This window comes from Yinghuangia soli (assembly GCF_021502675.1).
Taxonomy (GTDB): domain Bacteria; phylum Actinomycetota; class Actinomycetes; order Streptomycetales; family Streptomycetaceae; genus Yinghuangia; species Yinghuangia soli.
In genome coordinates this window covers 1-26,172 of the sequence record NZ_JAKFHA010000026.1, presented here as the reverse complement: position 1 = coordinate 26,172, position 26,172 = coordinate 1, and the positions used below count along the sequence as shown (strand labels likewise).

Genomic DNA, 26,172 nt, shown 5'->3' with positions numbered 1-26,172 from the left:
CCGCCGGCCGTATTTTTTCCCGGCCGTGTCAACGCGACCTGCCCGCCATCGCGTTCCCCGGGGGACAGGCAGGCGCGACCGGGGGATGGATGGACGCCACGGAGCAGGAGGAGTTCGCGGAGTTCACCCGCGGCCGCTGGACGGCTTTGACCGCATTCGCGCACAGCCTGGTCCACGACGTCGGCCGCGCCGAGGACCTCGTGCAGGAAGCCCTCGTCAGGCTCTGGAAGGTATGGCCCAAGCTGCGCACCGAGCAGCCCGAGGCCTACATCCGCCGCATCCTGGTCAACCTCGCCATATCCTCCGGCCGCCGCCGGTGGTGGGGCGAGCGCGCCACCGCGAAGATGCCCGACATCGCGGTCGACGGCCCCGGCGGCCAGGTCGAGGACCGCGACATCATGCGCCGCGCACTCGCCGGGCTCAGCGCCCGGCAGCGCGTCGTGGTCGTCCTGCGGTACGCCCACGACCTCCCCGAGACCGAGGTCGCCGAATTGCTCGGCTGCTCGGTGGGCACCGTCAAGACCCACGCGTCCCGCGGCCTGGAGGCCCTGCGGTCCAGCGGGGTCCTCGGCCCGGACGAAGGACCCCCCGGCGGACGCCCCGACCCCGGCGAACGCGTGATGGCCGTCCTCCCGCGGCCTCGCCCGCAGTCCGCGTCCCGGCGCGACCGGGGAGGTGCGGCATGACGGACCGCCTCGGCGGACGGCTGGCCGACGCCGGCCGCCTGCCCGACGACTACGTGGCCGACGCCGACCCGCTCGTGCGCGTCATGGCTGGCGTGCGCCGCAGAAGGCGCCGCAACCGCCTGCGCGCGGCGGCCGCGACCGGCCTCGCCGCGGCGCTCGCGGTCGCCGCCCTGACCGTGCCCCGGCCCTGGAGCGGCGGCGGCGACGGAGACGTGACGGTCCCCGTGCCGGCACCCGAGACCCCGGGCAGCCCGAGGCCGGCGACCCCGGCGCCGCCCGGGGCGATCTCCGGGACCGCGTCGTTCGGCCCCTGGTGGGTGGGCGCCTCGGAATGCCGCGAACGGGACCCCGGGGATCCGTTGAGCGAACGGCGCCTCATCGCGTGGCCGCCGGTCGGCGCCGTGCCGACCGGCGAGGAGGTCCCGCCGGAGCAGGACCGCTGGAAGGCGAACGTCCGGTGCCTGCTGGCGCACGCGAACACCTCGCGCGGCGACATCACGTTCTTCGAAGACCCCGCGCTGCCGCTCACGTTCGCCGACGGCACGGCCTTCACGGGCTACCGGCCCACCCCGGACCAAGGAGAGTTCGTGCTGTACGGAATCGCTCCGGCCGGCGCCGCCAAAGCCGAGATCCGGGTCGACGACGCCGTCGTCGCCACCGCGGACACCGCGGCGGCGCCCGAAGCGGCCGGCATGAACTTCTTCGCCCTGCTGCTCGATGCCCCGGCCGGTGCCTCCGTGACCGTGCAGGGCTTCGCCGCGAACGGCGCACCGGTGGGCCGGGCCCGCACACAGGACGTCATGCCCGGGACCTTCCCCGGAGTGGGCGACCCCAAGGCCGAGGCGGCGGCATGGGCCGAAGAGCAGGAGCAGGAACGGCAGATCGCCGATGTTCCGGTATGCCCCGAGACCCTTCCAGGGCCCCGCACCTGCCGCGTGCCCGGTCGGCTGGGCATGATCGACCGCCCGCTGGGCTCCGAGGGCATCACCCGCGCCGACGCGGAGGCGATTCTGGCGTCCCCCGACGACTTCGGTGCCCGCGGCTCGCGGTCGCAGGCCATCGAAGGCGACCACGGCTTCGGCAGATTGGCCTGAGCCGATGGACGCCACTGCACAGGAAGAGTTCGCCGACTTCACCCGCGGCCGCTGGACCGCGCTGACCGCTTTCGCGTACAGCCTGGTCCACGACGTCGACCGCGCCGAGGAGTTGGCCCAGGAGGCCTTGGCCCGGCTGTGGAAGGTCTGGCCGAAGCTGCGGGACGAGCAGCCCGAGGCCTACAGTCGCCGGATCGTGGTGAACCTCGCCGTCGCGTCCGGCCGCCGCAGATGGTGGACCGGCCGCGCCGCGGCCGGACCGTCCGAACCGACCGCACCGTCCGACGTCGCCGCCGACGCCCCGGCCGGCGGGGCCGGCGAGGCCGAGGACCGCGACGCCATGCGCCGCGCGCTGGCAGGACTCGGTACGCGGCAGCGCGTCGCCGTGGTCCTGCGCTACGCCCACGGCCTTCCGGAAACCGAGGTCGCCGAACTGATGGGCTGCTCGGTGGGCACCGCCAAGACCTACGCGTCCCGCGGCCTGGAGGCCCTGCGCTCCGTCGGGATCCTCGGCGACACGGCGATCCCGGGAGGTGCCGCATGACCGACCGCTTCACATCCCGGCTCGTCGACGCCGGACGCCTCCCGGACGACTACCCGGGCGACCCGGACCCGTTCGACCGGGTCATGACCGGCGTACGGCGGCGGCGGCGCCGCGACCGCCTGCGGGCCGCAGCAGCAGCGGGCGTCGCCGCGGCACTCGTGGCCACCGCATTCGCGGCCCCCGAATACCTCGGCCTCCCGCACCGCGACGCGGGCCCGGCGGTGGCGCCCAGGACCCCGACCCCGGCACCGCCCGGGGCGATCTCCGGGAACGCCTCCTTCGGCCCCTGGTGGGTGCGTGCGTCGGCATGCCCGAAGGACGGGTCGGACCCGGCCGGCCGCGCGGCCGAGGTCATGTGGCCGCCCATCGGGGTGGACCCGAGCCGCGTCTGGGCATGGCCGCAGCCGCAGTTCACGCTGTCCGACGTCCGCTGCCTGGTCGCCCACGCCGGCACCTCGCGCGGCGACGTCGCGTACTACGAAGACCCGGCACTGCCCCTGACGTTCGCGGACGGCACGGCCTTCACGGGCTACCGGCCGACCCCGGACGAGGGGGAGTTCCTGATGTACGGGATCGCCCCGCCGGACGCCGCCAAGGCCGAGATCCGCGTGGACGGCGTCGTCGTCGCCGTCGCGGACACCGCCAGGGCGCCCGAGGCGGCCGGGGTGAGCTACTTCGCGGTCGCCGTCATCGCCCCGGCCGGTGCATCCGTGGTCGTCCAGGGCCTGGACGCGAACGGCGCCCCGGTCGGCCGGGCCCGCACCGAAGGGGTGCTGCCGGGGACCTTCCCGGGATGGGGCGACCCCGAGGAGGAGGCCAAGATGTGGGCCGAGGAACAGCAGGCGGCCAAGGACAGGGCCAAGGTCCCGCCCTGCCCGCAGGGCGAGTTCGTCACCGACGGCTGCGTCACGCCGGAAGGCAACTTCGTGTCGGGCAGCGGCAGCGCCGCCGACATCGACGCTGCCACGGACCCGGTCGCCCCCGAGAGCTTCGGCTACTTCGGCAAACGCTCCCAAGGCGTCGAGGGCGACTACGCGTTCGGCCGGCTCTCCTGAGCGGCCCGCCGGCCCCTCCACCCGGGGCCGGCGGGCGAGACCGAAGGGGCGCTCCGTGCCGTCCGGAGCGCCCCTTCGGGCGACGTCGTGTGCGAACAACCCATAAATCGCCCGTTCAGGTGCGATGCTCGCCCAATGGAGCGCACGAGCACCGAGGAAGCACGTACGGCGGGACCGGTGACCGGCGACCTGGCCCGCCTCGCGGCGGCATACGGCGTCGCCACCGAGCACCACGGCTGGCGCGGCGATGTCGTGCATGCCGACGAGGCGACCGTGCGCGCGGTCCTCGGCGCGCTCGGCGTACCCGCCGAGACCCCCGAGGAGATCGGCGCCGCGCTGGCCGGCCACGAGGCCGCCCGCCGCAAGCGCGTGCTGCCGCCGGTGATCGTCACGCGCGCCGGGCGCGCCGAGTCGTTCTCGGTGCACACCGAACCGGGCGCGCGCGTCGAGCTGTGGATCGAGCAGGAGGACGGCGGGGTACGCCGCGACGTCGCCGAGCGCTCCCGGCACCTGCCGCCCGCCGTCGACGGGCACGTCGTGCAGGAGCGCACCTACGCCCTGCCCGCCGACCTGCCGCTCGGCTGGCACACCCTGCACGCCCGCATCCTGCCGTCCGACGACACCCCGCTCGGCTCCGGCGGCGAACCCGGCACCCGCACCGCCGAGCAGCACGCCGGCACCCCGCTGGCCGTCACCCCCGCGACCCTGGCCCCGCCCGCCGGCCGCTCGTGGGGCTTCATGGTGCAGCTCTACTCGCTGCTGTCGCGCCGCTCGTGGGGTCTCGGCGACCTGGCCGACCTCGCCGACCTGGCCGGCTGGTCGGCGCGCCGGCACGGCGCCGGGTTCGTGCTGGTCAACCCGCTGCACGCGGCCTCCCCGGCGGCGCCGGTCGAGGCGTCCCCGTACCTCCCGGTCAGCCGCCGCTTCACCGACCCGATGTACGTGCGCGTCGAGGCGGTCCCCGAATACGCCTACCTGAGCCCGGTCGAGCACGCCGTGGTCGAGGAACTCAAGCTCGGTACCGGCGACTTGGAGTCCGCCGACGGTGCCGATGCGGACCGCCTGGACCGCGACCGGGTGCGCGCCGCGAAGCGCGAGGCGCTCGCGCTCGTGCACCGCGTGCCGCGCAGCCCGGGGCGCGAGGCGGAGTACCGCGCGTTCCTGGCCGCCGAGGGCCGCTGGCTCGACGACCACGCCACCTGGTGCGCACTGGTCGAGGAGTACGGCCGGAACTGGCACGACTGGCCCGAGGAACTGCACGACCCGGACTCCCCGGCGGTCCGCCAGGCCCGCCGCAGGCTGGCCGCCGCCGTCGACTTCCACCGCTGGTGCCAGTGGATCGCGGACGGCCAACTCGCCGATGCCCAGCGGACCGCCCGCGACGCGGGCATGCCGGTCGGGATCGTGCACGACCTCGCGGTCGGCGTGCACCCGGACGGCTCCGACGCGTGGGTGCTCGGCTCGGCGCGCGGCGGCGAGGTCCTCGCACTGGGCGCCTCGGGCGGCGCCCCGCCGGACGCCATGAACGCGTTCGGCCAGGACTGGGGCCAGCCGCCCTGGCATCCCGTGCGGCTCGCCGAGGCCGGCTACGCGCCGTACCGCGAACTCCTGCGCACCGCCTTCCGCAACGCCGGCGCGGTCCGCGTGGACCACATCCTCGGGCTGTTCCGGTTCTGGTGGGTGCCGCGCGGCAACCGCCCGGACCGCGGCGCGTACGTGCGCTACGACCACGAGGCGATGGTCGGCATCCTGGCCCTGGAGGCGCACCGCGCGGGCGCCGCGGTGGTCGGGGAGGACCTCGGGACGGTCGAGCCGTGGGTGCGCGACTACCTGCGCGAGCGCGGCCTGCTCGGCACCTCGGTGCTGTGGTTCGAACAGGACGAGGACGGCCCGGTCGCCCCCGAGGACTGGCGCGAGCTGTCGCTGGCCACCGTCACCACCCACGACCTGCCGCCCACCGCGGCCCGGCTCGCGGGCGAACACGTGGACCTGTGGGCGGAACTGGGCCTGCTGGCCGGCAGCGCCGAGGAAGCGCACGCGGAGGCGGACAAGGACCGCGACGCGTGGCTGGACCTGCTGCGCACCCGCGGGCTGCTGCGGCCCGGCGCGGGGGAGCGGGAGACCGTCGAGGCGCTGCACAGGCTGCTGGTGCGGGCGCCCTGCCGGATGCTGGGGGTGTGGCTGCCGGACGCGGTCGGCGACCGGCGTCCGCAGAATCTCCCGGGGACGTCACGGGAGTACCCGAACTGGCTGCTGCCGGTCGCGGATGCCGCGGGCCGGCGCGTGCTGCTGGAGGACCTGACCGAGAATGCCCGGGCAGCCTCGCTCGCGCGAGTGCTGCGCGGCCTCTGACCTTCCGGTTCAGGAGCCGCGCAACACCCGTCGGCGAGACGTCAGTTCTTCTTGCCCTTGCCGATGATGTCGGGGAGCGAGACGAGGAAGGCGATCACCGCGAAGAGCAGCAGCGGCAGGCCGACGAAGTACCCGAGGGTCTCGCCGATGCTCAGGCCGGAGCCGGGGTCGTCGCCGTCGTCCCGGGTCAGGGCGAAGGCCGCCGGGGACGAGATGAGCAGCATGAGCGTGAGCCCGGCGCTGACCGTGCCGGCACGCAGTGCGTTCTTGTTGACCACGGATCTACCGTACTCGGCGCACTGCCACCTTGCCCCACCGGGGCAGCCTCTCGGGTGACGCGGCGGGCCGGGAAAGCGCTCCCGTCCCGGCCGCGCCGCCCGAGGCCGCAGCCGCCCGAGGGCAGCCGCGGCCGTGCGGATCCGTCCCTACTTGCCCCGGTCCTTGGCCTGCGCGCGCAGCGCCCGGGCCACGCCGTCGCGGCTCTCCACCACCAGGCGGCGCAGCGCGGGCGCCGGTTCGGCGGTGGCCAGCCACGCGTCCGTCTTGTCCAGGGTGTCCTGGGAGACCTGGATCGACGGGTACAAGCCCAGCACGATCTGCTGCGCGATCTCGTTGGTGCGCGACTCCCACACGCCCGCGATCGCCGCGAAGTACCGGTCCGTGTAGGCGGTCAGCAGCTCGCGCTGGCCGGTCTGCACGAACCCGCCGATCACCGCCGCCTGCGTGGCGTTGGGCAGCGCGTCGGACTCCACGACCTGCGCCCAGGCCTCGTCCTTGGCCTCGCGCGTCGGACGGGCCGCCACGCAGGACGCCGCGTGCCGGGCGCCCGCCGCGGTGTCGTCGCGGGCCTTCTCGGCGTCGATCTCCGGCGTGCCGGCCGCGCCGACCGCGACCAGGCGCTGCAGGAACGCCCAGCGCAGGTCGGTGTCCACCGCCAGCCCCTCGATGGTCTCGGTGCCCGCGAGCAGGCCCTGGAGCAGCGCGATCTGGTCGTCCGCGACGGCGACCGAGGACAGGCAGCGGGCCCAGGCGAGCTGGTGGTCGCTGCCCGGCGCCGCGGTGCGCAGGTGCCCGACCGCCGCCTCGGCGAGGCGGGCCAGGCCCTCCGGGCGCCACGCCGGGTCGGCGAACAGCTCCAGCGCGCTGATCAGCTGGCGGTGCAGCGACCCGACGATGTTGATGTCCTTCTCCTGCCCGATGCCGGACAGCACCAGGGTCAGGTAGTCGCGCGCCGCCATCTCCGCATCGCGCGTCATGTCCCACGCTGCCGCCCAGCACAGCGCGCGCGGCAGCGGGTCGGCGAACTCGCCGATGGCCGAGGTGACGACGCCGAGCGAGTGCGGGTCGAGGCGGATCTTGCAGTACGTCAGGTCGTCGTCGTTGAGCAGCACGACGTCCGGACGGGCGCGGCCGACCAGTTCGGTGACCTCGGTGCGCGGCCCCGACACGTCCAGCTCGACCCGGTGCGAGCGCACCAGGCCCTCGGAGGTGCGGTTGTAGAAGCCGATCGCCATGCGGTGCGTGCGGATCGTCGGCCACGCCTCGGGCGCCTCCTGCAGCACCGCGAACGAGGTGATCGTGCCGGACTCGTCGACCGCGATCTCGGGGCGCACGGTGTTGATGCCCGCGGTCTGCAGCCACGCCGCGGACCACGCCGACAGGTCGCGCCCGGAGGTCTCCTCCAGTGCGGTCAGCAGGTCGGCCAGCGTGCTGTTGCCCCACGCGTGGCGCTTGAAGTAGGTGCGCACGCCGGACATGAACTGCTCGCTGCCCACGTAGGCGACGAGCTGCTTGAGCACCGAGGCGCCCTTGGCGTAGGTGATGCCGTCGAAGTTGACCTCGACGTCCTCCAGGTCCCGGATGTCCGCGAAGATCGGGTGCGTGGACGGCAGCTGGTCCTGCCGGTACGCCCAGGTCTTCATGCGGTTGCCGAACGTCGCCCAGGCCTGCGTCCAGCGGGTGACCTCGGCCTGGCAGCGGATCGAGGCGTACGTCGCGAACGACTCGTTCAGCCACAGGTCGTCCCACCACTGCATGGTGACCAGGTCGCCGAACCACATGTGCGCGAGCTCGTGCAGGATGGTCTCGGCGCGCACCTCGTAGGACGCGTCGGTGACCTTGGACCGGAAGACGTAGTCCTCCAGGATCGTCACGCAGCCCGCGTTCTCCATCGCGCCCGCGTTGTACTCCGGCACGAAGAGCTGGTCGTACTTCGCGAACGGGTACGGGAAGTCGAACTGCTCCAGGAAGTAGTCGAAGCCCTGCTTGGTGACGTCGAAGATGTTGTCGGCGTCCAGGAATTCGGCGAGCGACGCGCGGCAGAACACGCCCAGCGGGACGACCGTGCCGTCCGCGGCCGTGTAGCTGTCGTGCACCGCGTGGTAGTGGCCCGCGACCAGCGCGGTGATGTAGGTGGAGATCCGCGGGGTGGCCGCGAACGCCCACACCGCGGCGCCGTCGCAGCCCACCGCCGGGACCGCCTCGGGGGTCGGCGAGTTGCTCACCACCTGCCAGTCGGCCGGGGCGGTGACGGTGAACGCGAACGTCGCCTTCAGGTCCGGCTGCTCGAAGTTCGCGAAGACGCGGCGGGCGTCCGCCACCTCGAACTGCGTGTACAGGTAGGTCTTGCCGTCGACCGGGTCGAGGAAGCGGTGCAGGCCCTCGCCGGTGTTCATGTACGCGCAGGCCGCGACCACGCGCAACTCGTTCTGCGCGGCCAGCCCGTCCAGCTGGATACGGCTGTCCGCGTACACCTTCTCCGGGTCCAGCGCCACGCCGTTCAGGGTGATCGCGGAGACGGACGGCGCCACCAGGTCCACGAACGTCGCGGCACCCGGCTCGGCGCACGAGAAGCGCAGCGTGGTCTCGGAGGCGAACGTCGGTCCGGTGCCGGTCAGGTCGAGGGCGATGTCGTAGCTGTCGACGGTGAGGATCCGGGCCCGCTCGCGGGCCTCGTCACGGGTGAGGTTGGTACCGGGCACGCCGGTCGTCTCCTTTGCGTTGGGTGGTTCGGGGCGAAGAGGTCTGCGGGGTCAGCCGGCGGCGGCCGCGCGGGCGTCCGCGGCGCGGGCCTTGAGCGCCCGGGCCGCGTCGTCCCGGCGCTCCAGCACCAGGCGGCGCAGCGCGGGCGCCCGGCCGTCGTCGGCGAGCCAGTCGTCGGTACGCCGCAGCAGCTCGGCGGACACGTCCCCCATCGGGTAGAGGCCGACCACGATGCGCCGGGCGATCTCGATCGAGCGCTCCGACCAGATCCGGTCCAGGGCCGCGAAGTACGGCTCGGTGAACGGCGCGAGGTTCTTGGGGTCCATGGTCCGGTCGAAGCCGCGGATGACCGCGTCGACCATCGCATTGGGGAGGTCGTCGGACTCCACCACGGAACGCCAGGCGCGCTCCTTGTTGGCGGTGGTGTCCACCGCGGCCCGGCAGGCCGTGTAGTGCTGGCGGCCGGCGGCGGTCTCGTCCGCGGCGAGCAGCGCGTCCAGGTCGGCCTTCGTCCCGGCGCCGGTCACCGTGAGCGTCTCGGCGAACAGCCAGGACAGCTCCTTGTCGACGTCCAGGCCGGGCACCGACTCCGTGCCGGACACCAGGCCGTGCAGCAGCGCGAGCTGCTCGTCGCCGGCCGCGGTGCGGCCGAAGCAGCGCGCCCAGGCCAGCTGGTGGTCGCTGCCCGGGGCCGCCGCGCGCAGCTCGCGCAGCGCGCCCGCGGACAGTTCGGCCTGCCCGGCGGCGTGCCAGTCCGGTGCGGCGTAGTGGTGCAGTGCCGCCTCGGCCTGCTCCAGGACCATCTGGACCACCGCGATGCGCGACTCGCGGGCCGCGTGCCGCAGCACCAGCGCGATGAACTCCCGGGCGGGCAGCTCCGCGTCGCGGGCGAGGTTCCACATGGCCGACCAGATGAGCGCGCGGGCCAGCGGGTCCTGCACGTCGGAGAGGCGCTCGCCGATGGTGGCGGTGGAGACCTCGTCGAAGGCGATCTTGCAGTAGGTGAGGTCGTCGTCGTTGAGCAGGATCAGCGCGGGGCGCGGCCCGCCGGCCAGCTCCGGCACTTCGGTGCGGGCGCCGACGACGTCGACCTCGACCCGGCGGGTGCGCACCAGCTTGCCGCTGCCGTCGTCGTCGTAGCAGCCGATCGCGATGCGGTGCGGCCGCAGCGGCTCGCCTTCCTGCCGGACCGCGAAGCCGGCGACCGCGCCGTCCGCGCCGACCGCGACCTCGGGCACCAGCCGGTTCATGCCGGTGGTCTCCAGCCAGGCCTTCGACCACGTGGACAGGTCGCGCCCGCTCTCCTCCTCCAGCGCGGAGAGCAGGTCGACGAGGCCGGTGTTGCCGTACGCGTGCGCCGCGAAGTAGCGGCGCGCGCCCGCGTAGAAGTGCTCGGCGCCGACGTACGCCACCAGCTGCTTGAGCACCGAGGCACCCTTGGCATAGGTGATGCCGTCGAAGTTCAGCATCGCGTCCTCGAGGTCGCGGATGTCCGCGACGATCGGGTGCGTGGTGGGCTGCTGGTCCTGGCGGTACGCCCAGGCCTTGCGGCGGATCGCGAAGGACACCCATGAGTCCTCGTACTCGGTGGCCTCGGCGACCGCCGCGGTGCCCATGTAGTCGGCGAACGACTCCTTGAGCCACAGGTCGTCCCACCACTTCATGGTGACCAGGTCGCCGAACCACATGTGCGCCATCTCGTGCAGCACGGTGTTGGCGCGGCCCTCGTAGGACGCCTCGGTGACCTTCGAGCGGAAGATGTACTCGTCGCGGAAGGTCACGCAGCCCGGGTTCTCCATCGCGCCGATGTTGTACTCGGGCACGAAGACCTGGTCGTACTTGCCGAACGGGTAGGGCAGCGCGAAGCGGTCGGCGCGGTGGAAGAACGCGAAGCCGGCCTTGGTCTGCGCGAGCAGGCGGTCGGCGTCCAGGTGCTCGGCCAGCGACTTGCGGCACAGCAGCCCGAGCGGGATGACGACTCCGTCGCCCTCGTATACGGCGCGCACCACGTGGTACGTGCCGGCCGCCAGCGCGGTGATGTAGGTCGAGATGCGCTTGGTCGGCTCGAAGCGCCACGTGGCAGCGCCGGCACCGGCGGGCTCGCGGACCGCCTCGGCGGCGTTGGAGACCACGGTCCACTCCTCGGGAGCGGTCACCGTGAAGGTGAACGAGGCCTTCAGGTCCGGCTGTTCGAAGTTGGCGTAGAGCCGCCGGGCGTCCGCGGGCTCGAAGTGCGTGTACGTGTACACGCCGCCGTCCGCGGGGTCCTCGAAGCGGTGCAGGCCCTGCCCCGTGCGGCTGTACGCGCACGAGGCCACCACGCGCAGCTCGTTCTCCGCGGCCAGGCCGTCCAGGGCGATGCGGGTGCCGTCGAAGACCTCGGCGGGGTCGAGCACCCGGTCGTTGAGGCGGACCTCGGCCACCTCGGGGGCGAGCAGGTCGACGAAGGTCGAGGTGCCGGGTTCGGTGCAGCCGAACCGGATCACCGTCTCGGACCGGAACGTCGTGGGCCCGGTGGTCAGATCGAGGGTGATGTCGTACGCCTCGACGCCGATCGTCCGGGCCCGTTCGCGGGCCTCGTCGCGCGTCAGGTTCTTGCCGGGCACGGATCACGCTCCCTGTTTGCGCCGTTCGCAGCAGATGCGGATTGTTTCTGCCTGCCCGCGAATCCTTTCACGCCGCGCCCCGCGCCAGGGGGACGAGGAATGCCCCCGGAACCGGCGCGGTTGCAGCCTGGAGAAGGCAACTGAGATGGCTGCGGCCGGGCCCCCGTCCCGCGGCCGGACCGCGTTGGGAAGGAACCGACCTTGACGACCGCTGAGCGCGACCAGGCGCACTTCTGGTTCGACCCGCTGTGCCCCTGGGCCTGGATGACCTCGCGCTGGATGCTCGAGGTGGAGAAGGTGCGTCCGGTGGACGTCACCTGGCACGTGATGAGCCTGTCGGTGCTCAACGAGAACCGGGACGACATCCCGGAGCAGTACAAGGAACTCCTCGCCAAGGGCTGGGGCCCGGTGCGCGTGTGCATCGCCGCCGAGCAGAAGTACGGCAACGAGGTGCTCGGCGCGCTCTACACCGCGCTCGGCACCCGGCGGCACCCGGGCGGGCGCGACTACGACCGGGCGACCATCGAGGAAGCTCTCGTCGAGGCCGGGCTGCCCAAGGAGCTCGCGGACGCTGCGGACTCCGACGAGTACGACGTCGCCCTGCGCGCCTCGCACAAGGAAGGCATCACGCTGGTCGGCGAGGACGTCGGCACGCCCGTCGTCGCGGTCAACGGGGTGGCGTTCTTCGGCCCCGTGGTGACCCCGGCACCCAAGGGCGAGGCGGCCGGCAGGCTCTGGGACGGCTGCGTCCTGGTGGCCGGCACCCCGGGCTTCTTCGAGCTCAAGCGCACCCGCACCGAGGGCCCGGTCTTCGACTGACGGCAGCTGTTCGGCGGCGCCCGTGTCGTCTTGCGTGCCAGGGGCCGCATCCGGAGACAATGCCGGATGCGGCCCCTTTGGTCTGCGGCGAGTCTGCAGCGGGTCCGGAGCGGCTCTGCAGCGAGTCTGCAGCGGCTCTCCAGCCGGTCTGCGACTCGGTCGGCGACACCATGCAGCGACGACTGAACGTATCGTGACATAACCCAATAAACTGGACAGATGACCGCGCCTGAACGCTCGAGACCTCTGGTACGTACGGCCCGCCGCGGCCGTCCCGACCCGCGGACCCCCAACGGCAATGCGCCGTTCGGGTCACGCCGGCCCGGGATCCGCGACCGGGCGTTCGCCGTGGCCCTGCGCCCGACCGCGGCCTGCTGGAAGCTGGCCGGCCTCCGGCACAGCGCGGCGACCCTGCGGCACTACTACAACCGCGCGGGGGGCCGCTTCGCGGTGGACCCCGAGGGCCCGCTCGCCACCGGCCCGTTCCGCCAGGTCGCGGACCGGCATCTGGAGGAGTGGCGTGACCTCGCGGTGGCCCGCTGGCAGGAGAGCGGCGGCGTGGAGCGGGAGTTCGACGCGACCACCAACTGGCACGGGGTGCGCATCGGCAAGGGCGACGACCTGGACTGGTGGCTCGCGCTGCGCGGGCTGCAGTACCGGATGACCGGGCGCATCGACATCACCCCCGGCCTGGGCGGCGACATCCCCGAGGTGCCGGACCGGGCGCCGGACGGCGCCGCCGAGGCGCTGGTGCGGGTGGTCTACGAGGTGGAGGTCTACAAGGACTGGGGCTTCGACAAGGGCGAGGACGAGTACGGCCTGTCGTTCACGCCGCTGGCCCGGCTGCACGAGGCGGGCCTCGCCCGCGAGTACGCGGTCGTCGGCCGCAGCCGCCCGCTGGTGTGGGCCGCGCCGGCCCGTGCGGGCGCGCCCGGGGGTGCGGGGATGCCCGAGGTGCCCGGAGCCTGACGGCCGGTCCTGGCTACGCTTGGCGCGCAGCACGACGACCCCGCGCGATTGGCCCGCGCGGGGTCGTCTGCGGCCTGACTGAATCGACGTTGGGAAGACGATCGGTTCGAAAGGCCCCGGAGGTCACGTCCCTCCGGAATCTGCGGTGCGGATGACGCGGCCTCAGATGAGGGCGCCGGCCGCCTTCGCCTTGCCGAAGCGCGCGGCCACGTCCTGCCAGTTGACGATCTTCCACATGGCGTCGACGAAGTCCGGCTTCACGTTCTTGTACTGCAGGTAGAACGCGTGCTCCCAGGCGTCGAAGACCAGCAGCGGGACCGCGCCCTGGCCGATGTTGCCCTGGTGGTCGTACACCTGCTCGACGATGAGGCGCTGCCCCAGCGGCTCCCAGGCCAGCACGCCCCAGCCCGAGCCCTGCGTGGTCGCGGTGGCCTTGGTGAGCTGGTTCTTGAACTTGTCGAAGCCGCCGAGGTGTTCCTCGATCGCCTCGCGCAGCTCGCCCTCGGCGCCGTCCTTGCCCGGCTCGCCGCCGCCGTCGCCGGACATGTTCGTCCAGTAGATGGAGTGCAGGACGTGCCCGGCCAGGTGGAACGCGAGGGTGCGCTCCAGGCCGACGATGCCGCCGAGCTGGTCCTTGTCGCGCGCCTCGGCGATCTGCTCGAGCGTGTCGTTCGCGCCCTTGACGTACGCCGCGTGGTGCTTGTCGTGGTGCAGCTCGATGATCTGGCCGCTGATGACGGGTTCCAGCGCCGCGTAGTCGTACGGCAGCTCGGGCAGCGTGTAGGTCATCAGTTCCTCCGAGAGCTTCTCAGTTGCAAGTTACTTGCAATTGAAGATCCTATGCAAGAAACCTATTCCCGCAGCAGCAGGGGGATCCGGCGGCGGTGCGTGTCGGCCGAAGGGGTGACCTCGCCGCCCGCCCGACGTAGCGTGCAGGGGGACGTCCCCACTCGGAGGAGGGCTACGCGGCATGGCCGGACAGGCGCAGGGCAAGGCGGAGATCACCGTGTACGACACCGTCTATATCGACGGGGCCTGGGTGCCCTCGACCGGCACCGGCGGGCTGGAGGTGGTCGACCCGGCCACCGAGAAGGTGCACGCCACCGTCCCGGACGGCACCGCGGAGGACGTCGACCGCGCGGTCGCCGCGGCCCGCCGGGCCTTCCCCGGCTGGGCCGCCACTCCGCCCGCGGAGCGCGCCGCGTATCTCGCCAAGGTCCGCGACCTGCTCGCCGAGCGGGCCGGCGAGATGGCCGAGGCAGTGGTCCGCGACATCGGCGCCCCCGGCCCGCTCGCGCAGCGCGTGCACGTCGGCCTGCCGATCGGGGTGCTGGGCAGCTTCGTCCGGCTCGCCGAGGAGTTCGCCTGGGAAGAGCGCATCGGCAACTCCCTCGTGGTGCGCGAACCGGTCGGCGTGGTCGGCGCCATCACGCCGTGGAACTTCCCGCTGCACCAGATCACCAACAAGCTCGGCCCGGCCCTCGCGGCCGGCTGCACCGTGGTGCTCAAGCCGAGCGAGGTCGCCCCCTCGGCGGCGTACGTCTTCATGGACATCCTGGACACCGCCGGACTCCCGCGCGGCGTGGTCAACCTGGTCTCCGGCACCGGCCCCGTGGTCGGCGAGGCCATCGCCGCGCACCCCGGCGTCGACATGGTGTCCTTCACGGGGTCGACACGTGCCGGCACCCGGGTCGCCGAACTGGCCGCCCCCACCGTCAAGCGCGTCTCGCTCGAACTGGGCGGCAAGTCGGCCAATGTCATCCTCCCCGGCGCGGACCTGGCCGCCGCGGTGAAGGCCGGCGTCAACGGCGCGTACCTCAACACCGGGCAGCGCTGCAACGCCACCACCCGCATGCTCGTGCACCGCGACGACCACGACCGCGCGGTCGGACTCGCGGTGGAAGCCGCCGCCGAACTCGACGGCAAGATGGGCCCGCTGGTCTCCGCGGTGCAGTACGACCGCGTGCAGGGCTACATCGCCCAGGGCATCGACGAGGGCGCGACCCTGGCCACCGGCGGCCCGGGCCGGCCGGACGGCATCGACACCGGCTACTTCGTGCGCCCGACGGTCTTCGCGAACGTGCACAACGACATGACGATCGCCCGCGAGGAGATCTTCGGCCCGGTGCTCGCGATCCTGCCGTACGCCGACGAGGAGGACGCCGAGCGCATCGCCAACGACACCCCCTACGGCCTCGGCGGCGCCGTCTGGGCGGGCACGCAGGAAGAGGGCCTGGCCTTCGCCCGCAAGCTGCGCACCGGCCAGGTCGACGTCAACGGCGGCGCCTTCAACCCGCTGGCCCCCTTCGGCGGCTACAAGCAGTCGGGCAACGGCCGCGAGCTGGGGAAGTACGGCCTGGAGGAGTACCTGGAGGTCAAATCCATCCAGCTGTGAGTTTGTGAGTGCGGCATGACGGTGCCCCGCCCCGGTCCCGGGGCGGGGCACCGCGCGGTTTCTGCCCGCCCCGCGGGTTGTGCGGGAGGCGACAAGGTCCGGCCCGCGGGGTTGTCGGGGACCGGCATAAACGTTCGTTAACCGGTTCGGTACGTTCGCAGAGTCCCGCAACTGATTCCGAGTGTGGAGGCTCCGTGAGCACCGCTCTGCCCAGCAACTCCCTGCCCGTCCTGGCCGACCTGGTCCCGTCCCGCGTCTTCCGCGGCGCGCTGGTGCGCGACGCCGCGCTGGTCGCGGGCGCCGCCGGATTCGTCGGCCTGGCCGCCCAGATCGCCATCCCGGTGGCCGGCTCGCCGGTGCCGGTGACCGGCCAGACCTTCGCCGTCCTGCTGGCCGGCACCGCACTGGGCGCGTGGCGCGGCCTCGCCGCGATGGCGCTGTACCTGGCCGCGGGCGCCGCGGGCATGCCGTGGTTCGCCGACGGCGGCTCCGGCACCGGCATGCCGACGCTCGGCTACATCGTCGGCTTCGTGCTCGCGGCCGGCCTCGCCGGTGCGCTCGCCGAGCGTGGCGCGGACCGCAGCCCGCTGCGCACCGCGGGGGTCATGGTGCTCGGCAACGCGGTGATCTACGCGGCCGGCCTGGCCTACCTCGCGTACGACCTGAACATCGGGCTGGAGCGCGCGTACGAGATCGGCATGCAGAACTACCTGCTCGGCGACGCCCTCAAGATCGTCCTCGCGATGGGCCTGCTGCCCGCCGCCTGGAAGCTGGTCGGCCGCCGCGGCTGAGCCCGCCTCCCGCACGACGCGCAAGGCCCGCTCCTGGCGCAGGGGCGGGCCTTGCCGTTTCCGCCCGCGTTCCGCCGGACTCCCGCACGTTCCTGCGTGTTCCCGCGCATTCCCTCAAGTTCCCTGGGATTCACCGGAATTCACCGGCCGGATGCTTCCCGCGCCCGGTGCGCACGGCCTACCATCCGCGCCATGGACACCGGGACAGCACGACGCGTCGTATGGGCCGGCACCGTGGCCTCGTTCCTGCTGGTCGCCGGCTTCGGCAACCAGTGGGTCTGGGAGCACCTCCTGGAGCAGGAGGACGTCGGCGAGAACTCGGGCTACCACATCCTGGGCTGGCTCAACGTCCCGCACTTCGTGCTCGACAAGAGCGGCCCCTTCGAAGGGCTGGAAGGCAAGTTCGTGGCCGGCTACCTGATCGGCGCGGCCATCCTTGTGGTCACGGTCGGCGCGGTGCTCGCCCTGGCCCGCTCGTCCGCGGCCTCTCCGTTCGTCATCGGCTGGTTCTCGCTCGTCGCGGGCGGCGCCGTCTGCGTGCTGACGAGCTACCTGATCACCGGCGGCTTCGGCGTCACCGGCCACTTCGGGGACGACGACGAGCGCACGCTCTCCGCCGCGCTCAACGCCCTCGCGGCCGGCGGCGGGTACGGCCTGCTGGCCGGCTGGTTCGTGGGACTGGTCTGCGCCCTCGCGGCCGCCGCGGGACGCACCCCGGCCGCGCACGCCGCAGCCGGCCCGCCGCCGAGCTCGCCGCCGCCCCCGCCCGCCGCGCCGCCCTCGTACCCGCCGTCCGACTACCGCTACTGACCGGCCGCGGCACTCGACCGGACCCTGCGATGTGAGTTCCGCGCAGGGTCCTGAGAGACTGCCTCCATGCGCGTTTACCTCGGCTCCGACCACGCGGGCTACGACCTCAAGCAACACCTCATCGAGTGGCTGAACGCCCACGGCCACGAGGCCGTGGACTGCGGCCCGGCCGTCCAGGCCGAGGCGTACGACTACCCCGTCTTCTGCCTGCGGGCCGGCGAGGCCGTCGCGGCCGACCCGGGCTCGCTCGGCATCGTGATCGGCGGCTCGGGCAACGGCGAGCAGATCGCCGCCAACAAGGTCAAGGGCGTCCGTGCCGCGCTGGTGTGGCGCGAGGACATCGCCGCGCTGGCCCGCGAGCACAACAACGCCAACGTGATCAGCCTCGGCGCGCGCATGCACACGGACGAGGAGGCCGCCAAGTTCGTGCAGGTGTTCCTGGACACACCGTTCTCGGACGCGCCGCGGCACATCAAGCGCATCGAGCAGATGAGCACCTACGAGACCACCGGCGAGCTCCCGCCGCTGCCCGAGGCCTGAGCCCCGGCACCCACACCCCGCAACGCTTGACGCACGGCCCGGCGGTTCCTCGCGGAACCGCCGGGCCTGCGGCGTCTCCGGGCCGGTTCCGGGCGGATCGCGCACGTCCGGGAGTGTCGGCGGGGTCGGCTACGTTGGTGGGGTCCGACCTGCCGAAGGGGGAGTACGTGCCCGAGGGCCACACGATCCACCGCCTCGCCCAAGAGAACACCCGCCGCTTCGCCGGCCGCACCGTCGCGCTGTCCAGCCCGCAGGGCCGGTTCGCGGACGGCGCCGCGCTGCTCGACGGCACCGAGCTGGTCGGCGCCGAGGCGCACGGCAAGCACCTGTTCCTGGAGTTCCCCGGCGAACGCTGGATCCACGTGCACCTCGGGCTCGCGGGGGTCTTCCGGTTCGGCGAGATCGCGGACCCCGCGGACGGCCCCGGGCCGGTCGTCGGGGTGGTCCGGCTCCGGATCGCCGGCGACGACTCCTGGGCCGACCTGCGCGGCCCCAACACCTGCGAGATCGTCACCCGCACCGAGAAGGACGCGCTGCACGCCCGCCTCGGCCCCGACCCGCTGCGCCCGGACGCCGACCCGGACCAGGCCTGGGAGCGCATCGCCCGCAGCGCCAAGCCCATCGCCGAGCTGCTCATGGACCAGAAGGTGCTGGCCGGCGTCGGCAACGTCTACCGCGCCGAGGCGCTGTTCCGCGCCGGGCTCGACCCGCACCGCGAAGGACGCCTCGTCAAGCGGGCGACCTGGGATGCCATCTGGGCCGACCTGGTCGACCTCATGGCCGAGGGCGTCCGGGTCAACCGCATCGACACGGTGCGGCCCGAGCACACCCCCGAGGCGATGGGCCGCCCGCCGCGGCAGGACGACCACGGCGGCGAGGTGTACGTGTACCGGCGTACCGGGATGCCGTGCCTGGTCTGCGACACCGAGGTCCGCATCGAGGAACTGGCCGGCCGCAACCTCTTCTGGTGCCCCAAGTGCCAGCCCAAGGCCCGGAAGCGGCGCGCGGCGGCCGCCCCTGCCGCAGGCGGCGCGGCCACCGCCTCGGGTACCCCGGCTAGAAGCCGAAGGACATCCACGGCAGCTGCAGCGGCGCACACGCCCGCCCCAGCTCCGCGAGTGCGCCGGGGCGCAGTTCGCTGATCCGGCCGGCCGCGGCCAGCGCCGCCGGGCTCACGCCGTCCAGATAGAGCGACCCAAATTCCTGCGCGCCGAGCCGGAGTTCGGCGGCGTCTGCGGTGCGCTCGCAGCGTGCCCCGGCGGCGTCGCCGGACAACCGCCAACGCCCGGTGTTCCAGGGGCAGAACGGGTCCGCGACGTCGAGGACCACGTCGACCGGCGCCGAATAGGTGCGCGCCTCCAGGGCCTTGCCGACCTCGACCAGGCGGATGAACAGCGCATCGCGGAACGACGGCACCGCGGCACGCGGATCGGCGAGCTGGAACAGCAACTCGTCGTCCAGCGGCAGGTTGTCGACCTTGATGGTCGTCATCAGGTCCAGGTCGAACAGGTAGCGCCACAGCGCCAGCCGGACGGCCGGGTCGGCCGCGATCGCCTCGCGGACCAGCGTGGTGCCGGTCGGGCCGGTCGCGTCCCAGTCGACGACGGTCGCGTAGTACGCGTACCCCCGTACCTGGCCGTCGACTTCGGCGAGCACGCAGCGCAGCGGACTGGCGCCCTCGCGGTCGCCCGGCGGGTCCAGCGGCACGCGCTCCTTCCAGGCGCCGGAGCGGGGCATCAGCCCGGCGCGCGTGCCGAGCAGTTCCTCGTAGACCTTGACGCAGGTGTCCAGCGCGGCGGCCGGGTCGGCCAGGCGGAGCCGCAGCCCCGCGGGGGCGGCCGGTTCGGCGGGCAGCACGGCGGCCGTCCGGGCGATGCGCAGCGACATGCGCCAGGTGGCCAGTCCGTACCCGAAACGGCCGTAGATGGCCGGCTCGGACGCGGTCAGCGCGGCCACGGCCTCGCCGTTCTCGTGCAGGCCGTCGAGCTGGTGGCGCATCAGCGCGCGGAGCACGCCGCGCCTGCGGTGGGTGGGCAGCACGCCGACCGCGCTGATCCCGGCCACCGGCACCGAGGCACCGCCCGGGACCGTCATGGCGAACGAGAACGCCGCGGCGCTGCCCACCGGTTCGTTGCCCTCGTACGCGCCGATGCACCGGTCCGCCTCGAGGATGCGGTTCCAGAATTCCACCCGCTCGGGCGGCTCCTCGCCGCCGAACGCGTGCGGATCGATGGCGTTCCAGGCGTCCCACTCGCCGTCGGCGACGGGGCGGACGACCGGGGCGAAGCCGGGAGGGGAGCTCATTTCTCCTGACTACCAGGAGATGTGTCGACTTCGCCTCTGAATTTCGGGTGATACGCCCGGTTGCGCCGCCGAACCGGTGTTCGTGGCCGTCGACGCGGCCCCGATGCGCTGGGTAGGGTCGCGCAATGGCGGACACCAGGGGCTCGCATTCCCGGCGATTCGCCCGGCGAGCAAGCAAGTTGGCGAGGTGGTTACGCCATACCCTGCTGCCCTCCGACCGGTTCGTCCTGGTCGTCCTCCTCGCCGCGGTCACGGTCTGCGGTCTGCTGCCGACCCTGGACGGCTCCTGGTTCCCGGCCACCACCGTCGTCGTGCCTGTCGTCATCGGCGCCCTCGTGCTGCGCATGCGGACCCTGCTGCTGCTCTACGCGGCCGTGGCCGGCGTGCTGGCCGCCGAGGACCACGCGCGCGAACCCGACCACGTCACGCCCGGTGCGGTGGCCGTGGTGGCGGCCGTCGCGTTCGTGATGCTCTTCATGGCCCGCAAGCGCACGCGGCTGGGCCTCCAGGGCACCCGCGGCGAGACCATGCTCTTCGACCTGCGGGACCGCCTGCGGGCGCACGGCCTGGTGCCCGAACTCCCGCCGCAGTGGCACGCCGACGTCGCGCTGCGGCCGGCCGGCGGGCAGGCGTTCTCCGGCGACTTCGTGATTGCCACCCGCGGCCGGCGCGGCGGGCGGACCCTGGAGATCGCCCTCGTCGACGTATCCGGCAAAGGCCTGGACGCGGGCACCCGCGCGCTGCTGCTGTCCGGTGCGTTCGGCGGCCTGCTCGGCTCGCTGCCGCCGCGCGGCTTCCTGCCCGCCGCCAACGACTACCTGCTGCGGCAGGGCTGGTCGGAGGGCTTCGCGACCGCCGTGCACGTCGCGGTGGATCTGGAGACGGGGGAGTACGAGCTGCTCTCCGCGGGCCATCCGCCCGGCGTGCACTGGGTGGCCGCCTCGGGGCTGTGGGAGATACGCGAGGCCGAAGGGCCGCTGCTCGGGGTGATCCCGGGCGCCGCGTTCGACGGCGTGACCGGCGTCCTCGGCCCCGGCGACGCCCTGCTCCTGTTCACCGACGGCATGGTCGAAGTACCCGGGCAGGACATCTCGCTGGGCATCGACCGGCTCATCGGCGAGGCCGACAAACTGGTCGCCGACGACTTCAAGGACGGCGCCCGCCGCATCGCGGACTCGGCCGCCGCGAACATCTCCGACGACTGCGCGGTCATCATGATCCGCCGGCACTGACCGCCCGCCGGGCTTGCCAAAGCCGCCGAGGCCCGCGCTCCGACGGGGAGCGCGGGCCTCGGCGGTCGTCTCGCGGGGGCGTCAGGCGAGCTGGCCCTCGATCGCCGCGATCAGCGCCGGGTCGTGCGGGTCGGTCGTCGGGCGGAACCGCGCGACCGGCGTGCCGTCCGCGGCGACCAGCACCTTCTCGAAGTTCCACTGGATGTCGCCCGCCGCGCCCTCGGCGTCCGCGGTCTCCGTCAGCGCCGCGTACAGCGGGTGCCGGCCCTCGCCGTTGACCTCGATCTTCTCGGTCAGCGGGAACGAGACGCCGTAGCTGGTCGAGCAGAACTCCTGGATCTCCTCGGCCGATCCGGGCTCCTGGCCCATGAACTGGTTGCAGGGGACGCCCAGGACGGTGAACCCGCGGTCGCCGTACTCCTTCTGCAACTGCTCCAGGCCGGTGTACTGCGGGGTCAGGCCGCACTTCGAGGCGACGTTGACGATCAGGGCGGGCTTGCCGCCGGTCAGGTCGCCGAGGGTGCCCGGGGTGCCGTCGAGGCGGGCGATCGAGGTGTCGAGCAGGCTCACGGCCGCTCTCCTTCCGTGGGGGTGTGATCCGTCGGTGTAGCGGCCGACCCATTGTCGCCGGACGTTGTTGCGCGGCCGCGGCCGACTCCCCGCCCGCGGCCGCCGGGCTCAGCCCCGCGCGCCCCAGGCCTCGGCGGTACGCCGGAAGCCCTCGCGCCACGGAACCGTGCACGGGCCGGTCAGCGAGATCCGCTTCGCGGTGTCCTGGATCTGGCCGCGCAGCGTGCCGGGCTGCTCGACGACCTGCACCTCGGCGGGCCGGCCGGTCAGCTCGCCGAAGTACGCCGACCACTCCTGCACGCTCACCGGGTCGTCGCCGCCCCAGTTGACCACCGTGGCCGGGGCGGACGCGGCGGCCAGCAGCGCCTCGGTCTGCGCGTTGATGTCGTCCTGGTGGATCGGGCTGTACATGCACGGGTCCCAGCGCGTCACCACCGGGCGGCCCTCCAGGATCGCCGACAGGTGGTGGGTGGGCAGGCCGCCGTTGGCGCCGTACGACGCGTTCATGCGGGCGATGGTGACCGGCAGGTCGAACGCCCGCGCGCAGAACCGGGCCACCGCCTCCTCGCCCGTCTTGGACACCGAATAGGTGGGCGCGTGCAGCACGTTCGCATCGCCCAGCGGCGAGGTCTCGGCGTAGACGTGCATCGGGTCCTCGTGCGGCCGCAGCACCGACGCGGTCGACATCACCAGCGCGGCCTTGGCCTTGCGGCAGTGCTGCAGCAGCAGCCCGGTGCCCTCGGCGTTGACGCGCAGCGCCTCGTCGTAGTCGTACCCGGGCGCCTGGAAGGTCGCCAGGTGCAGGACGTACGTGAAGTCCGACGGCAGCTCGCTGTAGTCCGCGGCACCCAGGTCGATCGCCCGCGTGGTCACGCCCAGCGCGTCCACCTTGGCCCGGTCCTCGGCGTTCGAGAACCGCGCGATGCCCCAGACCTCGTTGTCCTTGGCCAGGTACTCGGTCAGCGGGAAGGCGATCTGCCCCGCCGGGCCGGTGATGAGGATCTTCTCGCCGGACAACATCGCTGGTGCCTCCTTCAGGACGTGACGCTTCGTCATATCCAAGATCCGGCCACGAAACCAGGACGAGCCCGGGGTGAGCCTGGCCACTGCGCCGGCCGCGCCGACCCCTTCGGCCACGCCGGCCGCGCTGTCCACGAAACGCGGGAACACGCACCGTGCGCTTCGCCTGCGGCTCCTTGGTGAATGGTGCCTACGGCGGCGCACGTCCCCTGCTCCCGGCGCCGCCGGGCCATCAACCGTCTACCGGTCACCCGGAGGATGCCGCGTGCCGACCCCCACGAAGCCGTTCACGAAGCCCGCCCGCCGTGCGCGGCGGGCCGTCCTGATCCTTGCCGCCGCCTTCGCCGCCCTGCTGAGTCCCCTCGGCATCACACCCGTGCAGGCCGCGGTGCCGACGACGCCGTACAGCTCGTTGACCAACCAGTTCCAGAACTACGGCAACAGCTCCGGAGCCTGGAACGGCGCCGACGGCGCCGAGTCCCTGAAGCTGCCGGACGGCCGCGTGCTGTGGTTCTTCAACGACACCTACCACGGTCCGGTCAACCCGGACGGCACGCGGCGCCCGTTCCAGAGCCGGTTCCTGCGCAACTCGCTGGTGATCCAGAACGGCTCGGCGATGTCCACGGTCACCGGCAGCGCCAACGGCCCGTCCAGCCTCGTCGAGGCGGCGGTACCGGGGGAGTGGCTGTGGGGCGGCGACCAGATGCTGTCCGGCGGCACGGTCTACAAGTTCTACCAGCGCATCGCGCCCGTGCCCCCGCCCTGCCAGGGCGACTTCTGCTTCCGGGTGAACGGCGCCGAACTGGTCGCGATGCCGGTCGCCACCATCACCGACCCGACGACGTACCGCAAGGTGCCGGTCCCGTCGCCGGCCGACTGCGTGCCGGGCGTGCACTGCACGCTGTGGGGCACCGCGCTGGTCAGCGACGCCACCTACACGTACCTGTACAACACGGAGTACGACCACACCGGCGGCGTGCTCAACAAGTACCTGCACCTCGCCCGCGTTCCCAAGGGGCAGTTCACCGGCACCTGGGAGTACTGGAACGGCAGCACCTGGAGCACCGACCCGGCGCAGTCGGCCCGCATGATGAACGGCGTCTCCGAAGGGTTCTCGGTCACCTACACCGGCGGCCGGTACGTCCTCATCACCCAGGGCCTGACCGGCGCCCTGGCCGGGAACATGGAGGCGTACTACTCCGCGACGCCGACCGGCTTCAACGGCGGCAACAAGACCGTCCTGCACATGACCCGCGAGACGACCACCGACACGGGCAACTGGACCTACGAGTACCGCCTGGTGCCGCACCTCAGCAGCGGCAACACCGTGGTGGTCGCGTACAGCGTCAACTCCCTCTACGTCGACGGCGCCTGCACCGCGCAGAACTACTGGCAGGCCAACCTCTACCGGCCCCGGTTCGTGCAGTTCACGCTGCCCGCGACCGCACAAGGCGGCGCCTACATCAGCCCCACCAAGGCACCGCCCGGCGCGCCCTGGACGATGACCAGGCCGGACTACTGCACCGACAACACCAAGGCGGCCCCGGCCCCGACGAACGTCAAGGCGACCGCGCTGACCGGAGCCGCCATCAAGCTGTCGTGGACGCGGCCGACCCCCGGCGGGAAATGGTCCTACGAAGGAAAGTGGCGTGACGCGACCGCGGGCCAGGCCTGGAGCGACTGGGTCCTGTTCACCCCGGACGCCGACAACTGGACCCCGGCCCTGCTCGCCCCCGGCCACAAGTACGAGTTCCAGATGCGTGCGGTGGCCTGGTCGGGAGCGGTCAGCGCGTGGTTGCCGGTGGTCTCCGCGGTCGCCCAGCCGTAAGGCCGAAAAAATACAGGGCTAAAACGTTGCCACCTGCACGAGTACCCTGGGGTCGGCTCCCGTTTGTACTCAAACGGGAGCAGATCCTGCCCGCCCGCGTTGCCTCGTGGAGACCCTGTGCCGTCCCCCTACCGCCGAATATTCGAAGCGCCCGGAACCCTCGCGTTCGCCGGTGCGGGGTTCCTGTCGCGCATGCCGCTCTCGATGACCGGCATCGGCATCCTCACGATGCTCTCCGAGATGCGCGGCTCGTACGGCCTGGCCGGCGCGGTGACCGCGGTCATGATGATCTCCGGCGCCTTCTTCGGCCCCCAGATCGCCCGCCTCGTCGACCGGCACGGCCAGCGCCGCATCGCGCTGCCCGCCACCGCGGTCACGCTGTCCGGCGGTGCCGCGCTCCTCCTGTGCGCCCGCCTCGAAGCCCCCGAGTGGACGCTGTTCGCGGCCGCCGTGCCGATCGGCTGCATGCCGACCTTCGGCTCGATGGTCCGGGCCCGCTGGGCGCACATCTACGGCGACCGGCCGCTCGACCTGCACACCGCGTACTCCTTCGAGTCGGTCGTCGACGAGATGTGCTTCATCGCCGGCCCGATCCTGTCCGTCGGCCTGGCCACCACGCTCTTCCCCGAGGCCGGCGTCCTGGTCTCCGGCCTCTTCCTCGCGGTCGGCTCGGTCCTCTTCTGCGCTCAACGCGGCACCGAGCCCCCGGTCCGGGCCCGCGTCGAAGGCAAGCACGGCTCCGCGATCCGCTCCCCGGGCCTGCGTGTCCTGGCCCTCACCTTCGCCGCCACCGGCGCGGTCTTCGGCTCGGTCGACGTGGTCACCGTGGCGTTCGCCGAGGACGAGGGCCACAAGGGCCTGGCCAGCGTGGCCCTCGCGGTCTACGCCCTCGGCTCCTGCCTGGCCGGCATCGTCTTCGGCATGGTCAAGCCCCGCGGCACCGCCGCGGGCCGCTTCCTCACCGGCGTCCTGGTGATGGCCGCGAGCCTCGTCCCGCTGCTCTTCGTCGGCAACCTCTGGTGGGTCGGCGGCGCACTCTTCCTGGCCGGCCTGTCGATCGCCCCCACGATGGTCACCACCATGGCCCTGGTCGGCGACTTCGTCCCGGCCCGCCAGCTCACCGAAGGCCTCGCCTGGACCACCACCGGCCTCGCCGTCGGCGTCGCGGCCGGCTCCTCGATCGGCGGCCTCGCGGTCGACGAGTACGGCTCCGCGGCCGCCTTCGGCGTCCCGGTCGCGGCCGGCGCCCTGGCCGTCCTCATCGCCCTGTCCGGCAGCCGCCGGCTCCGCCGCCCGCCCGCCCCCGAGCCGACCCCGGAACCGGCCCCCGCCGAACCGGCCCCGGCCACCCGCCAGACCCTCTACGAGGCCTGACCGCAGACCCGCCACCGGACCACGGAAAAGGCCCGGACCTGGGGAAAATCCCTGGTCCGGGCCTGTTCTTCACAGAGCGGATGACGAGAATCGAACTCGCGTAATCAGTTTGGAAGACGCTGCGGACGCCTGTGCCCCGACCTGCGCACCTTCTCGACTGCTCCGACGTCGCACTTTGCCCGCGATTCCCCGTGGCTCCCC

At 72.9% G+C, this 26,172-nt stretch carries 21 protein-coding genes and 1 pseudogene; 15 read left to right on the top strand and 7 right to left on the bottom strand.

Going from position 1 to position 26,172, the window contains the following annotated elements; translation table 11 throughout:
• Positions 1-89: 89 nt before the first annotated feature.
• The 5 genes from LZ495_RS31390 to malQ all read left to right on the top strand — a co-directional run bounded on the left by LZ495_RS31390 (position 90) and on the right by malQ (position 5,731).
• The gene (locus tag LZ495_RS31390) at positions 90-686 is read left to right on the top strand and encodes a SigE family RNA polymerase sigma factor (protein WP_235056345.1); all 597 of its coding nucleotides are present in this window, start codon (positions 90-92) and stop codon (positions 684-686) included.
• Complete coding sequence (locus LZ495_RS31385) at positions 683-1,780, top strand: hypothetical protein (RefSeq protein ID WP_235056344.1); 1,098 nt, start codon at positions 683-685, stop codon at positions 1,778-1,780. Before LZ495_RS31390 ends, LZ495_RS31385 begins: the two co-directional genes overlap by 4 nt.
• A 4-nt stretch (positions 1,781-1,784) precedes the next feature.
• Positions 1,785-2,324, top strand: coding sequence for a SigE family RNA polymerase sigma factor (locus LZ495_RS31380; protein ID WP_235056343.1), 540 nt, complete (start codon positions 1,785-1,787; stop codon positions 2,322-2,324).
• Complete coding sequence (locus tag LZ495_RS31375) at positions 2,321-3,379, top strand: hypothetical protein (RefSeq protein ID WP_235056342.1); 1,059 nt, start codon at positions 2,321-2,323, stop codon at positions 3,377-3,379. The genes LZ495_RS31380 and LZ495_RS31375 overlap by 4 nt, the downstream gene beginning before the upstream one ends.
• A 135-nt stretch (positions 3,380-3,514) precedes the next feature.
• Positions 3,515-5,731, top strand: coding sequence for a 4-alpha-glucanotransferase (malQ, locus tag LZ495_RS31370; RefSeq protein WP_235056341.1), 2,217 nt, complete (start codon positions 3,515-3,517; stop codon positions 5,729-5,731).
• 41 nt (positions 5,732-5,772) lie between these two features.
• Here the strand turns inward: malQ and LZ495_RS31365 are convergent, their stop codons facing one another.
• From LZ495_RS31365 to pepN (LZ495_RS31355), 3 genes are all read right to left on the bottom strand, one after another.
• Complete coding sequence (locus LZ495_RS31365) at positions 5,773-6,009, bottom strand: hypothetical protein (RefSeq protein ID WP_372498670.1); 237 nt, start codon at positions 6,007-6,009, stop codon at positions 5,773-5,775.
• Between the two features lie 147 nt (positions 6,010-6,156).
• On the bottom strand, positions 6,157-8,712 hold the full coding sequence (gene pepN / locus LZ495_RS31360) for an aminopeptidase N (RefSeq protein ID WP_235056340.1): 2,556 nt from the start codon (positions 8,710-8,712) through the stop codon (positions 6,157-6,159).
• Between the two features lie 51 nt (positions 8,713-8,763).
• Entirely contained in the window at positions 8,764-11,319 is a 2,556-nt protein-coding gene (gene pepN, locus LZ495_RS31355) for an aminopeptidase N (RefSeq protein ID WP_235056339.1), read from the bottom strand.
• 201 nt (positions 11,320-11,520) lie between these two features.
• On the opposite strand from pepN (LZ495_RS31355), the gene LZ495_RS31350 reads away from it, so the two are divergent.
• Positions 11,521-12,138 (top strand): mycothiol-dependent nitroreductase Rv2466c family protein, encoded by a 618-nt coding sequence (locus LZ495_RS31350; protein WP_235056338.1) that lies wholly within the window; start codon positions 11,521-11,523, stop codon positions 12,136-12,138.
• A gap of 219 nt (positions 12,139-12,357) precedes the next feature.
• Positions 12,358-13,107, top strand: coding sequence for a hypothetical protein (locus LZ495_RS31345; protein WP_235056337.1), 750 nt, complete (start codon positions 12,358-12,360; stop codon positions 13,105-13,107).
• A 162-nt stretch (positions 13,108-13,269) separates the two neighbouring features.
• Here LZ495_RS31345 and LZ495_RS31340 read toward each other — a convergent pair whose 3' ends face one another.
• On the bottom strand, positions 13,270-13,899 hold the full coding sequence (locus LZ495_RS31340; RefSeq protein ID WP_235056456.1) for a superoxide dismutase: 630 nt from the start codon (positions 13,897-13,899) through the stop codon (positions 13,270-13,272).
• 208 nt (positions 13,900-14,107) lie between these two features.
• On the opposite strand from LZ495_RS31340, the gene LZ495_RS31335 reads away from it, so the two are divergent.
• From LZ495_RS31335 to LZ495_RS31315, 5 genes and pseudogenes are all read left to right on the top strand, one after another.
• The gene (locus LZ495_RS31335; protein WP_235056455.1) at positions 14,108-15,502 is read left to right on the top strand and encodes an aldehyde dehydrogenase family protein; all 1,395 of its coding nucleotides are present in this window, start codon (positions 14,108-14,110) and stop codon (positions 15,500-15,502) included.
• A gap of 194 nt (positions 15,503-15,696) precedes the next feature.
• Positions 15,697-16,293: a biotin transporter BioY gene (locus tag LZ495_RS31330; protein WP_235056336.1), complete on the top strand. Its 597-nt coding sequence runs from the start codon at positions 15,697-15,699 to the stop codon at positions 16,291-16,293.
• Positions 16,294-16,485: 192 nt separating this feature from the next.
• A complete protein-coding gene (locus tag LZ495_RS31325) occupies positions 16,486-17,103 on the top strand; it encodes a hypothetical protein (RefSeq protein ID WP_235056335.1) in 618 nt (205 codons plus the stop codon).
• A 66-nt stretch (positions 17,104-17,169) separates the two neighbouring features.
• A complete protein-coding gene (locus tag LZ495_RS31320; RefSeq protein WP_235056334.1) occupies positions 17,170-17,643 on the top strand; it encodes a ribose-5-phosphate isomerase in 474 nt (157 codons plus the stop codon).
• A gap of 167 nt (positions 17,644-17,810) precedes the next feature.
• Positions 17,811-18,629: pseudogene (locus tag LZ495_RS31315) on the top strand (Fpg/Nei family DNA glycosylase); the annotation flags it as partial.
• 70 nt (positions 18,630-18,699) lie between these two features.
• Here the strand turns inward: LZ495_RS31315 and LZ495_RS31310 are convergent.
• On the bottom strand, positions 18,700-19,947 hold the full coding sequence (locus tag LZ495_RS31310; RefSeq protein WP_235056333.1) for a GNAT family N-acetyltransferase: 1,248 nt from the start codon (positions 19,945-19,947) through the stop codon (positions 18,700-18,702).
• Between the two features lie 125 nt (positions 19,948-20,072).
• On the opposite strand from LZ495_RS31310, the gene LZ495_RS31305 reads away from it, so the two are divergent.
• Entirely contained in the window at positions 20,073-21,179 is a 1,107-nt protein-coding gene (locus LZ495_RS31305) for a PP2C family protein-serine/threonine phosphatase (protein WP_235056332.1), read from the top strand.
• Between the two features lie 81 nt (positions 21,180-21,260).
• Here LZ495_RS31305 and LZ495_RS31300 read toward each other — a convergent pair whose 3' ends face one another.
• Both LZ495_RS31300 and LZ495_RS31295 read right to left on the bottom strand, forming a co-directional pair.
• Complete coding sequence (locus tag LZ495_RS31300; protein ID WP_308268670.1) at positions 21,261-21,749, bottom strand: glutathione peroxidase; 489 nt, start codon at positions 21,747-21,749, stop codon at positions 21,261-21,263.
• Positions 21,750-21,857: 108 nt separating this feature from the next.
• Positions 21,858-22,805, bottom strand: coding sequence for an NAD-dependent epimerase/dehydratase family protein (locus LZ495_RS31295; protein WP_235056331.1), 948 nt, complete (start codon positions 22,803-22,805; stop codon positions 21,858-21,860).
• A gap of 229 nt (positions 22,806-23,034) precedes the next feature.
• On the opposite strand from LZ495_RS31295, the gene LZ495_RS31290 reads away from it, so the two are divergent.
• Together LZ495_RS31290 and LZ495_RS31285 are read left to right on the top strand one after the other, a co-directional pair.
• Positions 23,035-24,597, top strand: coding sequence for a DUF5005 domain-containing protein (locus LZ495_RS31290; protein WP_235056330.1), 1,563 nt, complete (start codon positions 23,035-23,037; stop codon positions 24,595-24,597).
• Positions 24,598-24,714: 117 nt separating this feature from the next.
• Positions 24,715-25,971 (top strand): MFS transporter, encoded by a 1,257-nt coding sequence (locus LZ495_RS31285; RefSeq protein ID WP_235056329.1) that lies wholly within the window; start codon positions 24,715-24,717, stop codon positions 25,969-25,971.
• The last annotated feature ends 201 nt before the right edge of the window (positions 25,972-26,172 follow it).